The organism is Romboutsia lituseburensis (genome assembly GCF_024723825.1).
Lineage (GTDB): Bacteria > Bacillota > Clostridia > Peptostreptococcales > Peptostreptococcaceae > Romboutsia_F > Romboutsia_F lituseburensis_A.
In genome coordinates this window covers 869,899-881,820 of the sequence record NZ_JANQBQ010000001.1, presented here as the reverse complement: position 1 = coordinate 881,820, position 11,922 = coordinate 869,899, and the positions used below count along the sequence as shown (strand labels likewise).

Here is an 11,922-nt window from a genome sequence, read left to right as displayed (position 1 = left end):
CATATAAGGAGGAATATATGAACACTAAAAATTTAATAGACTTAGCTATGAAAAATAAAAAGGCTGAGTTAGTATTAAAAAATGCAAAAATAGTAAATGTATTTTCACATGAAATTATAAATTCTGATGTAGCAATAGACAATGGAGTTATAGTTGGAGTAGGAAGTTATGATGGTATAGAAAATATTGATTTAGAAGGGAAATTTATAGTTCCAGGTCTTATAGATTCACATTTGCATATAGAATCAGCTATGGTAACACCCCAAGAATTTGCAAAGGCAGTAGTTCCAAGAGGTACTACTACAGTAATTGCAGATCCGCATGAAATAGCTAATGTTTGTGGGTTAGATGGTATAGAATACATGATAAATTCTAGTGAAAATTTACCATTAGATGTTTATATTATGCTTCCATCTTGTGTTCCAGCTACAAAATTTGAAAATTCAGGAGCGGTATTAAGCTCCGATGAATTAACAAAATTTATAAATCATCCTAAAGTTTTAGGGCTTGGTGAAATGATGAATTATCCAGGGGTTATATATAAAGATGAGGATGTTATAAGTAAGTTAGATTTAGCACATAAAAGCGATAAATTAATAGACGGTCATGGCCCAGATATAAAAGATGAAAAGCTAAATGCTTATGTAGTGAGTGGAGTGTGTACTGAACATGAATGTTCAACTGTTGAAGAAATGCTAGATAGGATTAGACTTGGGATGTATGTAATGATAAGAGAAGGCTCAGCTGCTAGAAATTTAGAAGAATTAGTTAGAGGTATAAATAGTTTTAATTATCAAAGATGTTTATTTTGTACAGATGATAGACATCCTCAAGATACTTTAAATAGTGGTCACATTGATAATAACGTGAGATTGGCAATTAAAAATGGAATAGATCCAATAACAGCAATACAAATAGCAACAATAAATGCAGCAAATTGCTATAATTTAAAATCTATAGGAGCAATATCTCCAGGATATAAAGCTGACTTATTAATAGTTGACAACTTAAAGGATTTTAATATTGAAGAAGTTTATAAAAATGGAAAATTAGTAGGGAAGAATAAAAAAGCTTTATTTGAAACTAAGTTAGTTGACACATCTAAAGTTATTGATACTGTTAATATAGGCGAAGTTAATAAAGAGAATTTAAAAATTATTTTAGAAAGTGATATAGTAAATGTTATTAGATTGCTTCCGCATAACTTAGTAACAGAAAAAGTAGTTAGAAAGGTTGATATTAAAAATAATGAATTTAAAAATAATGAAAAATTAGATATATTAAAATTAGTAGTTATTGAAAGACATAAAAATACAGGAAATATTGGGCTTGGACTTGTTGAAAATTTCAAATTAAAAAATGGATCAATAGCATCAACAATAGCACATGATTCACACAATATAATAGTAATTGGAGATAATGATGAAGATATATTAAATGCTATAGAAGAAGTTAAGAGAATAGGCGGAGGGATATCCATCTCATCTAATGGAAAGATATTAGATAGTTTGTCACTTCCAATAGGCGGAATAGTAAGTGATAAAAGTATTGAATATGTTAATGATAAATTAAATAAAATGTTAAATTTAGCTTACAATGAACTTAATGTAAGTAAAGAAATAGATCCATTTATGACATTATCATTTCTAGCACTTCCAGTTATACCTCAAATAAAGTTAACTGATAAAGGATTATTTGATGTTATTAAATTTGAGTTCATAAAAGTATAAAAAAAATTCAAAAAATTCAAAATAAAGTACAAGTCATTTAGTTAAGTTTATAAAAATCTAATCATATAATTTATAGTATAAAACGAATCAACTTGAATTTTCATATTAAGGATCAATTAAAATTAAATAAATGACTAAAATTTTTTAACATTGAAGCTATAGAGCTTGCCCTAGTTTAGGCATATATCTTTAGAATATAAGATAAAAGCCTTTTAGGATAAATTTAAAGGGAGGTTGTGCATATATGGAGTTTTTAGAGAAAAAATTTAAGCTCAAAGAACACAATACCAATGTTAAAACTGAAGTATTAGCTGGAATTACAACTTTTATGACTATGGCATATATTTTAGTTGTAAATGCTAATATTTTAGGAGATGCGGGTATGGACAAAGGCGCAGTATTCGTAGCAACTGCTATAGCAGCTTTTATAGGCTCGATGATTATGGGATTGCTTGCTAATTATCCAATAGGGTTGGCTCCAGGTATGGGATTAAATGCATTTTTTACTTATACTGTAGTTATAGCGATGGGTCATACATGGCAATTTGCATTATGTGCAGTTTTTATTGAAGGGTTAATATTTATACTTTTAACACTTACAAATATTCGTGAAGAAATTATAAATTGCATACCACCTCTTTTAAAGCATGCAGTTACAGTAGGTATAGGTCTTTTTATAACATTTATAGGGTTAGTTAATACAGGTATAGTAGAGCCTGGTGGAGCTATCTTAACTTTAGGAAGTATGCAAGCTCCATTAGTATTATTATCTATAGCGGGACTTATATTGGCATCAGTATTAATGTGCAAAAATGTAAAAGGTGCATTTTTATTATCTATGATAGTAACAGCAGCGATAGGGATGTTTTGTGGATTAGTAGAATTTCCAAAAGCTCTAGTATCAAGTATACCATCTTTAGATCCAATATTTTTAAAGGCATTCACAGTTCCTAAATCAGAAATATTTAGTTTAGATATGGTAGTAGTAGTATTTACATTCTTATTTGTTGACTTGTTTGATACAGTAGGATGTCTAGTGGGTGTTGCATCTAAGGGTAACTTATTAAATGAAGATGGAACATTACCTAGAGCTAAAGATGCTTTACTTTCAGATGCAATAGCAACAACAGCAGGAGCTATGTTAGGTACATCTACAATAACTTGTTATGTTGAAAGTTCAGCAGGTATAGCAGAAGGAGGAAGAACAGGTCTTACAGCTGTTACAACAGGATTTTTATTTTTAGCATCATTATTTTTCTCTCCGATATTTACAGCCATACCACCACAAGCAACAGGACCAGTATTGATATTAGTTGGAGTTTTAATGGCAAGTTCAGTACTTGAAATTAACTTTAAAGATCCAACAGATGCTATTCCAGCATTTTTAACATTTGTTATGATGCCACTTGCATATAGCATAGCTGAAGGTATAGTATTTGGTATAATTTCTTATACGATTCTTAAATTCATATGTGGGCAAAAAGAAAAAGTAAATATATCCCTTATAGTTTTAAGTATTTTATTTATATGTAAGTTTATATTCTTATAATTTAAAACTGAATTTTATTCAATATAACCTGTATATATTTAGTAATAGGGTCTAAATGTTTCTACAAGGCTACCGTAAATAGTCTGGCTACAGGTATTCAAAAACTAAAATTTTTAGGGGGAGGCATTTTATGATAAGAGATATATTATTACTTGGTAATCCTAAACTATATGAAAAAAGTGATAAAGTAAAAAAAGAAGAACTTGAATATATAAAAGATGTAGTAACGGATTTATATGACACCTTAGTTAATTTTAGAAAAAAACATTTTGTAGGACGAGCAATAGCAGCACCTCAAATAGGAGTAGCAAAGAGATTAATATATATGTACATAGATAAGCCTACAATTTTTATAAATCCAATTTTGATATTTGAAGATAGAGAAGTTATGGAAGTACTAGATGACTGTATGTCATTTCCACAACTATTAGTTAAAGTACGAAGATATAAAAGATGTATTGTAAAATATAAAGATATTGATTGGAATGATTGGGAGTTAAGGCTAGATGGGGATTTGTCAGAACTATTACAACATGAATATGATCATTTAGATGGAATAGTAGCAACAATGAGATCTAGAGATAATAAGTCATTATATCTAAAAAGTGAAAAAGAATTTTATAACATATAAATATGTGACTAAAAAGCTCTCTTAAATCGAGAGCTATTTTAAATTTTTATTATTTAAATAAAAACAATTAAGATAATGCTGAAAAATATTTTAGTATAAAATAAAACTTATGGTATAATTAATATAATATTAATTTAATAATAAATAGTAAAATTTACATTGAAAAATAATATGAAAAACAACATTAAAATAGTATTATTATAAAAGATGATTTAGTATAACAACAGTAAAAGGGAGCTATAAAAATGAGTAATATTAAGATAATATGCGATACAATGAATGATTTACCTCAAAAAATTATGGACAAATATGATGTAGATATATTACCAGCAACAATAATATTTGAAGGTAAAGAATATAAAGCGGGTGTAGATATAGATACAGATGATTTTTACAAACTATTGAGAAATTCAGAAAGTATTCCATCTACTTCACAAATAACATATATTACATATAAAGAAGTATTTGAAAAATATGTAAATGAAGGTAAGACAATATTATATATGGCAGGTTCGTCAACGGCATCTGGTATATATCAGTCAGCTACAATAGCAAAAAATGATATAGATGGAGATATTCACATATTTGATACATATAGTTTATCTGTAGGTGGAGGTATGCTTATATATGAAGCTGCTAAAATGGTAGAACAAGGGCATGATATAGAATATATAATAAATAAGTTAGAAGAGTATAAAAATAAAGTAAATGTTTATTTTTCAGTAGATTCACTAGATTATTTACACAAGGGTGGAAGAATATCGGGAACTAAAGCTGCTATAGGAACATTACTTAATATAAAACCAATATTAAAAATTGAAGGTGGTTTAGTAAATCAAGTAAATCAAGTTAGAGGAACTAAAAAAATAATTCCAAAGTTAATTGAAGAATTGAAATCACAAATTGGTGAAGATTTTTCAGGCAAAGACATTTATGTTGGATATGGAGATGATTTAGAATTACGTGATAAATTTATTGAAATCGCTAAAAAAGAATTATCGCCTAAAAATGTACATACATTCCGTATAGGGTCTTGTGTTGCTTGTCATTCTGGACCAAGTGTATTTGGACTAGCATGTTTAGATAAATAGATATAAAAAAGCATCTTTAGAGAAATTAAAATCTTTATGAGGTGCTTTTTTATTTAAATATATTATAATATTAAAAATATAAGCTAGAGATATTTAAATTAAAATACAAGGGGTGATAGAGTGAATTTACAAAATTTAAAGCTAAGGGCATATGAGATAGAAAACGAATTATTTAAGGAATTTGAAGAAGTAAATGATTATATATTTAAAAATCCAGAACTTGGGGGAGTAGAATATAAGTCTTCTAAATACATAGTTGATAAAATGAATGAATATGGATTTAAAACAATTTTTCCATATTGTAATATAGATACAGCCTTTAGAGCTGAACTTGGAGATGAAGAAGGACCGACAATAGCATTTATTTCAGAATATGATGCATTACCTGGTTATGGTGAAAATAATGATGAACCAGCACATGCATGTGGTCATAATTGGATAGCAGCATCAACTCTAGGAGCATGTGTAGTTCTTAGTAAGTTAAAAGAGCATTTTAAAGGTAAAATTGTTTTAATTGGAACACCGGCAGAAGAAACAATTGGATATAAATATAACTTAGTAAGATCAGGTGCATTTGATGATATAGATGCAGCATTTCAAATGCATATAGAGTCATGTAATAATGTAAATTGTAAATCTCTAGCAATGGATTCTATAGAATTTGAATTTGAAGGATTAGCAGCACACTCTGCATCTCATCCACATAAAGGTGTAAATGCATTAGATGCAGTTAACTTAATGTTTGCAGGAATAAATGCTTTAAGACAACATGTAAAAAGTGATGTTAGAATACATGGCATTATAACTAATGGAGGTCAGGCTGCAAATATAGTACCAGAAAAAAGTATTTGTCAATTTTATATAAGAGCAAGTGAAAGAAGCTACCTAGAAGAGGTTACTCAGAAGGTTATTAATTGTGCTAAAGGTGCAGAACTTATGACAGGCGCTAAATTAAGTTATAGAAACTTTGAAAATCCTTTTGATAATATAATAAATGTAAGAAGCTTTCAAAATACTATGAAATCAAATCTAGAAGATATTGGAGTAATAGATTTTTATGAAGGTAATAATCCTCCTATTGGATCAACAGATATTGGAAATGTAAGCCAAGTATGTCCTACTATGTATACTGAGTTAAGTTTAAATATTAATCCTATGGTATATGTTCATGAAAAAGAGTTTTTAAAATATGCAAATTCAAATGAATCGTATGAATTATTGAATAAGGCAATTAAATCTATGACAACAACGGCACTAGAGTTATATTGTGATAATAAATTATTAATTAAAATAAAAGAAGAGTATTTAATGTTAGTTGGTTCTAAATAAAATAGAAAATACAGTATTATAAGTTAAAATACCTTGAAAGTAATTATTTTCAAGGTTATTTTTATAGATAAATAAAAGATTAGAAAAACGAATATTTAATGCGAATGAAATAATATAGTATTAAAAAATATCGAAAAATACGTACATAAAATGATAAAAAATATAAAATGTTTATACGTATTGCGTATTTTATTGAATTAAAATATACGATTATGTTATAATCAAGAAAATAAATAAATATTAGGAGGAAGTATGTTTACGCTAATAGATATTGTTCAGCCAACTACAGTAGAAGAAGCATACGAAGTTTTAACTAAAAGAAAAAACAATCAATTAATCGGTGGTAGTGCTTTTTTAAGAATGGGTAAAAAAAGAATAGGAACTGGAATAGAATTGTCTAACCTAAACCTAGATTATATAAAAGAAGATAATAATTATGTAGAAATAGGTGCTATGACTACATTTAGAGAATTAGAAACTAGTAAAGTACTTGAAGAAAACTTTGGAAGTATAATAAAAAATTCAGTAAAAGATATAATAGGCGTACAATTTAGAAGTATTGTAACAATAGGAGCTACCGTATTTTCTAGATATGGGTTCTCAGATTTAATAGTAGCACTATTATGTTTAGACACTGAGGTAGAACTATGTAAAGGTGGAAGAATTTCTTTAGATGAGTTTTTAAATAAAAAATATGAAAAAGATTTTTTAACGAAAATTTATATAAAGAAAAATATGAAAAAATCATCATATAAATCACTTAGAAATGCTAAGAGCGACTATCCATTAATAAACATATCAGTTTCAAAATGTGATGATATATTTAAAATATGCGTTGGAGCAAGACCTCACAGAGCCACAGTTGCTTTAAAGTCTAGTGAATTTATATCTCAAAATAGTATAAATGAAGAGAACATAGATAAAGCAGCTCAAATAGCAGTTGATGAATTAGTTTTTGGAACTAATATGAGAGCAACTAAAGAGTATCGATATGCTATGACTAAGGTACTCATAAAAAGAGCTATAATGGAGGTCATATAATGCTAGTAGAACTTAAAGTAAATGGAAAAAAAAGAAAAGTTGATATAGATTGTGAAGAATATTTAGTTGATACATTAAGAAAATTAGGGAATCTAAGTGTTAAAAGAGGTTGTGACACAGGATGTTGTGGGCTATGTTCTATATGGATAGATAAAAAACCAGTTCTATCATGCGCAATGTTAACAGTAAGAGCACTGAATAAAGAAATAACTACGATAGAGGGAATAGAAAAAGAAGCTAGTGAGTTTGCTAGGATATTAGTAAGTGAAGGTGCTGAACAATGTGGATTCTGTTCTCCTGGTTTTATAATGACGGTAATCGCAATGAAAGAAGAACTTGAAAATCCAACAGAAGAAGAAATAAAACATTACCTAACTGGAAATCTATGTAGATGTACAGGATATATGGGACAGCTAAGAGCTATTAAAACTTATCTGGGGGTAAAATAGTATGAACATAGTAGGAAAAAGTATAGCAAAAATAGATGGGATGGCAATTGCTACAGGAAAGCCGGTATATACTGACGACTTAGCATCAAAGGATGCTTTGATAGTAAAAATACTTAGAAGTCCTCATGCACATGCTAAAATAAAAAATATAGATATCAAAAGAGCTTTAATGATAGAAGGCGTTGAGTGCGTACTTACTTATAAGGATGTACCAGATACAAGATTTACACTTGCAGGTCAAAGTTATCCAGAACCATCACCATATGATAGATTAATACTTGAAGATACAGTAAGATATGTTGGTGATGAAGTTGCAATAATTGCAGCTGTAGATGAAAAAACAGCTGTTAAAGCAATGAGAATGATAAAGGTTGAATATGAAGTTTTAGAACCTGTACTTAATTTTGAAAAATCAACTGAAACTGAAGTCTTAGTTCATGATACTCATAGGCATACCAACTTTGATATAGGAATGAATAGAGAAAAAAATATAGTTTCTACTCATAACTACACAAAGGGTGATGTTGATAAAGTTATGAGTGAATGTGATATAGTCGTTGAAGAAAGTTACTATACACAGCCTCAACTTCATGGAATGATGGAAACATATAGATCATACAACTACTTAGATCATATGGGAAGATTAGTTGTTGTAAGTTCAACTCAAATACCATTTCATGTAAGGCGTCATTTAAGTAGAGCATTAAATATACCATCAAGCAAAATAAGAGTAATAAAACCTAGAATAGGTGGAGGATTTGGTGGTAAACAAACTGCTTGTGTTGAAATATTTTCGGCTATTGTAACTTTAAAAACAGGTAAACCAGCAAAAATAATATATGATAGAAGAGAAACATTAAACTGTTCAACTAGTAGACATGCTATGAAATTAAATGTAAAGATAGGGTCTACTAAAGAAGGTATAATAAAAGTTATAGATATAGATGCAATATCAGATACAGGTGCATATGGTGAACATGCTTCAACTACATTTGGATTAGTTGGTGAAAAAACTATGCCAATGTACAATAAACTAGAAGCATCTAGGTTTAAAGGTCATGTAGTGTACACAAATAAAATGCCAGCAGGAGCATTTAGGGGATATGGAGCAAGTCAAGGGTGCTTTGCTGTAGAATCAACAATAAATGTATTAGCTAGTAAATTAAATATAGATCCAACGGAGATAAGACTTAAAAATATAGTAAAAGAAGGTGAAACTTCATTTGCATATGATAAAACATTAAACTCAGTAGACTTAGAGAGATGTATACAAAAGGGTAAAGAATTAATTAAATGGGATGAAAAATATCCTTGCAAAAAATTAGAAAATGGTAAAGTAAGAAGTGTTGGAATGTCACTTACAATGCAAGGGTCAGGAATAGCAGGTATAGATACTGCTAGTGCAGAAATTAAATTAAATGATGATGGAAACTACACATTATTAGTAGGATCAACTGATATGGGAACAGGGAGTGATACTATTCTTGCTCAAATGGCATGTGAAATACTTGAAACTACTATGGATAAAATAACAGTGATAGCTGCTGATACAGATGTAGTGCCGTACGATCCAGGATCATATGCTTCTTCAACAACATATGTAACAGGTATGGCGGTAGTAAAAGCTGCTACAGAATTAAGAGAAAAAATAATTAAGGTTGGTGCTGAGAGACTTAATATAGATAAAGAGTATGTTGAATTCGATGGAGAAAGAGTATTTACAGACAGTGAGGATATATCTTTATTTGAAATTGCAGTAGATTTTACAGTAGGACCTCAGAAAAACCAATTAGTAGGATATGCTTCACACGGAAGCCCAGTTTCGCCACCACCATTTATAGCAGGGTTTGTTGAAACTGAAATAGATAAAGAAACTGGAAAAGTAGAAATAATAGATTATGTAGCAGTAGTAGATTGTGGTACTGTCATAAACAAAAATTTAGCTAAGATACAAGTTGAGGGTGGAATAGTTCAGGGAATAGGTATGGCTATGTTTGAAGAAGTAAGATACACAGACTCTGGGCAAATGGATACAAATACATTTATGCAATATAAAATACCGGCTAGATGTGATGTAGGTAATATAATAGTAGATTTTGTTGAAACTCATGAGCCAACAGGACCATTTGGTGCAAAGTCGGTTGGAGAGGTTGTTTTAAATACACCACTTCCAGCAATACAGGAATCTGTGTTTAATGGAACTGGTGTTAGAATAAACACTTTGCCTATAACTCCAGAAAAAATATTTATAGAGATGAATAAATAATAATAAAAAAGCTACCTAATGATAGGTAGCTTTTTTATTTAGTATAATATGCAATACCTATACTTCCAGGACCAACATGAAGTCCAATAACAGGACCTATAGATTGTATTTTTACAGGTATTTTTAGCTTTTCTTCAAGTCTTTTAGCAAGAGCTAATCCTTCTTCTTCACAATTTATATGATGAACTATTACATCTCCAAGACCATTTTTTTCAATATCTTCAAATACAGCATTAACTATTGTGTCTATAGCTTTCTTTCTAGTTCTAACCTTAGTAAAAACAGATGTCTCACCATCCTTAACAGTAAGAATAGGTTTAATTTGAAGTATAGTTCCTAAAAGAGCAGATGCAGAACCTATTCTTCCACCCTTTTTTAAATAATCCAATGTTTCCGGTGAAAATAAAAATCTACTATTGTTTAATATATAGTTAACTGTATCAACTATATCGTTTTTAGATTTCCCATCAGAAGCAGCTTGAGCACCTTTTATAGCAGCGAATCCCATTTGCATACAATTGGTTTTAGAGTCTACTAAAGTTATATCTGCATCTGGATAATTTTCCAGAACCATTTCTTTTATTAAATTGGCACTAGAAAAAGTACCGCTCATACTAGATGATAAAAATATACCTATTATAGAATCACCATTTTTAACTATAGATTCAAAAGTACTTAACATCTCGTCTGGAATTGGTTGAGATGATTTTGGTATTTCATCGATTTTTTCCATTTCTTTATAAAAACATTGGTTATTAATATCTAACTCTCTAGTACTTTTATTGTTCATAAATACATTTAATGAAACTATAGAAATATCATATTTGTCAATGTATTCTTGTGGTATATAAGATGTACTATCTGTAACAATTTTTATACCCATACTAAATCTCCTTCCATATGTACAATTTTTTATATAAAATAAAATTGCAAAAATACTTCAATCACAATAAAATATAATACTATTATATACTAAAATCATTGTCAAGTAAAATATGAATGAACTATAATTTAATATACATTGATAGGGTATTTTATGTATAATTAAATAAATTATATACACTATACAATATGTATTTAAATTTCAATAAAAAAATATTGTTAATATAATTAAATTATATTAAAAGGAGTGCGATATGTTAAATATATTAGTTGCAGAAGATGATTTGAGAATATTAAGATTAATATCTGACTTTTTAAAAAGGTATAATTATAATGTATATCAAGCTACAAATGGTAAGGAAGCATTAGATATTTTTAAAAAAGAAAAAATTTCACTAATAATTTTAGATATAATGATGCCTATATATGATGGATGGCATATATGTAAATAAATAAGAAAGGAATCAGATATTCCTATTTTAATACTAACAGCAAAAGATAGTGACTCAGATGAATTATTTGGTTTTGATTCTGGTGCAGATGAGTATATATATAAGCCTTTTAATCCAGTACTTTTAATGGCTAGAGTTAAAAATTTATTAAAAAGAATAGAGATTCAAAATCAAATTAAAGAAAATTTAGATGAAAACCACAAAAAGAATTTATTAAATTATGAAGATATTTCGATAGACACAGAGAATAAATTAATGTTTATTAACAATGAAAATATAGAGCTAAAGCCAAAAGAATATGACTTAATAGTTTTATTTGTAAAAAATAAGGGGAGACTTTTTGAAAGAGAGAATTTACTAGATATTGTTTGGGGATATGATTATTTGGGAGATCCTAGGACTTTAGATACACATATAAACAGATTAAGAAATAAGTTAGGTGAAAAAGCATATTTATTAAAAACAATAAGAGGATTTGGATATAAATTTGGAGGAGAATAAA

At 28.6% G+C, this 11,922-nt stretch carries 11 protein-coding genes and 1 riboswitch; of the genes, 10 read left to right on the top strand and 1 reads right to left on the bottom strand.

All coding sequences use genetic code 11. The features are described 5' to 3' along the window. Positions 1-17 precede the first annotated feature (17 nt). From ade to NWE74_RS04375, 8 genes are all read left to right on the top strand, one after another. A complete protein-coding gene (gene ade / locus NWE74_RS04410) occupies positions 18-1,730 on the top strand; it encodes an adenine deaminase (protein ID WP_258242021.1) in 1,713 nt (570 codons plus the stop codon). A 244-nt stretch (positions 1,731-1,974) separates the two neighbouring features. Beyond that, positions 1,975-3,279 (top strand): NCS2 family permease, encoded by a 1,305-nt coding sequence (locus tag NWE74_RS04405; RefSeq protein WP_258242020.1) that lies wholly within the window; start codon positions 1,975-1,977, stop codon positions 3,277-3,279. A gap of 8 nt (positions 3,280-3,287) precedes the next feature. Next, positions 3,288-3,389: riboswitch (purine riboswitch) on the top strand. 20 nt (positions 3,390-3,409) lie between these two features. Continuing rightward, entirely contained in the window at positions 3,410-3,910 is a 501-nt protein-coding gene (locus tag NWE74_RS04400) for a peptide deformylase (RefSeq protein WP_258242019.1), read from the top strand. Between the two features lie 245 nt (positions 3,911-4,155). Next, entirely contained in the window at positions 4,156-5,001 is an 846-nt protein-coding gene (locus tag NWE74_RS04395; RefSeq protein WP_258242018.1) for a DegV family protein, read from the top strand. Between the two features lie 120 nt (positions 5,002-5,121). Next, on the top strand, positions 5,122-6,330 hold the full coding sequence (locus NWE74_RS04390; RefSeq protein WP_258242017.1) for a M20 family metallopeptidase: 1,209 nt from the start codon (positions 5,122-5,124) through the stop codon (positions 6,328-6,330). A gap of 252 nt (positions 6,331-6,582) precedes the next feature. Continuing rightward, the gene (locus NWE74_RS04385; protein ID WP_258242016.1) at positions 6,583-7,371 is read left to right on the top strand and encodes an FAD binding domain-containing protein; all 789 of its coding nucleotides are present in this window, start codon (positions 6,583-6,585) and stop codon (positions 7,369-7,371) included. Beyond that, positions 7,371-7,820, top strand: coding sequence for a (2Fe-2S)-binding protein (locus NWE74_RS04380; protein ID WP_258242015.1), 450 nt, complete (start codon positions 7,371-7,373; stop codon positions 7,818-7,820). The genes NWE74_RS04385 and NWE74_RS04380 overlap by 1 nt, the downstream gene beginning before the upstream one ends. A gap of 1 nt (position 7,821) precedes the next feature. Continuing rightward, the gene (locus tag NWE74_RS04375) at positions 7,822-10,086 is read left to right on the top strand and encodes a xanthine dehydrogenase family protein molybdopterin-binding subunit (RefSeq protein ID WP_258242014.1); all 2,265 of its coding nucleotides are present in this window, start codon (positions 7,822-7,824) and stop codon (positions 10,084-10,086) included. Positions 10,087-10,120: 34 nt separating this feature from the next. On the opposite strand, the gene NWE74_RS04370 is transcribed toward NWE74_RS04375, so the two are convergent. Next, positions 10,121-10,969, bottom strand: coding sequence for a DegV family protein (locus NWE74_RS04370; RefSeq protein WP_258242013.1), 849 nt, complete (start codon positions 10,967-10,969; stop codon positions 10,121-10,123). 253 nt (positions 10,970-11,222) lie between these two features. Here NWE74_RS04370 and NWE74_RS04365 point away from each other — a divergent pair, with 253 nt between their 5' ends. Then, complete coding sequence (locus tag NWE74_RS04365) at positions 11,223-11,420, top strand: response regulator (RefSeq protein ID WP_258242012.1); 198 nt, start codon at positions 11,223-11,225, stop codon at positions 11,418-11,420. A gap of 126 nt (positions 11,421-11,546) precedes the next feature. Further along, a complete protein-coding gene (locus NWE74_RS04360; RefSeq protein ID WP_258242011.1) occupies positions 11,547-11,921 on the top strand; it encodes a winged helix-turn-helix domain-containing protein in 375 nt (124 codons plus the stop codon). The last annotated feature ends 1 nt before the right edge of the window (position 11,922 follow it).

What these genes read in the sequence shown, in the direction of transcription:
- NWE74_RS04375 (WP_258242014.1), top strand. Translation starts at nt 7,822, where the DNA reads ATGAACATAGTAGGAAAAAGTATAGCAAAAATAGATGGGATGGCAATT.
- NWE74_RS04395 (WP_258242018.1), top strand. Translation starts at nt 4,156, where the DNA reads ATGAGTAATATTAAGATAATATGCGATACAATGAATGATTTACCTCAA.
- NWE74_RS04360 (WP_258242011.1), top strand. Translation starts at nt 11,547, where the DNA reads ATGGCTAGAGTTAAAAATTTATTAAAAAGAATAGAGATTCAAAATCAA.
- NWE74_RS04405 (WP_258242020.1), top strand. Translation starts at nt 1,975, where the DNA reads ATGGAGTTTTTAGAGAAAAAATTTAAGCTCAAAGAACACAATACCAAT.
- NWE74_RS04400 (WP_258242019.1), top strand. Translation starts at nt 3,410, where the DNA reads ATGATAAGAGATATATTATTACTTGGTAATCCTAAACTATATGAAAAA.
- ade (WP_258242021.1), top strand. Translation starts at nt 18, where the DNA reads ATGAACACTAAAAATTTAATAGACTTAGCTATGAAAAATAAAAAGGCT.
- NWE74_RS04385 (WP_258242016.1), top strand. Translation starts at nt 6,583, where the DNA reads ATGTTTACGCTAATAGATATTGTTCAGCCAACTACAGTAGAAGAAGCA.
- NWE74_RS04365 (WP_258242012.1), top strand. Translation starts at nt 11,223, where the DNA reads ATGTTAAATATATTAGTTGCAGAAGATGATTTGAGAATATTAAGATTA.
- NWE74_RS04380 (WP_258242015.1), top strand. Translation starts at nt 7,371, where the DNA reads ATGCTAGTAGAACTTAAAGTAAATGGAAAAAAAAGAAAAGTTGATATA.
- NWE74_RS04370 (WP_258242013.1), bottom strand. Translation starts at nt 10,969, where the DNA reads ATGGGTATAAAAATTGTTACAGATAGTACATCTTATATACCACAAGAA.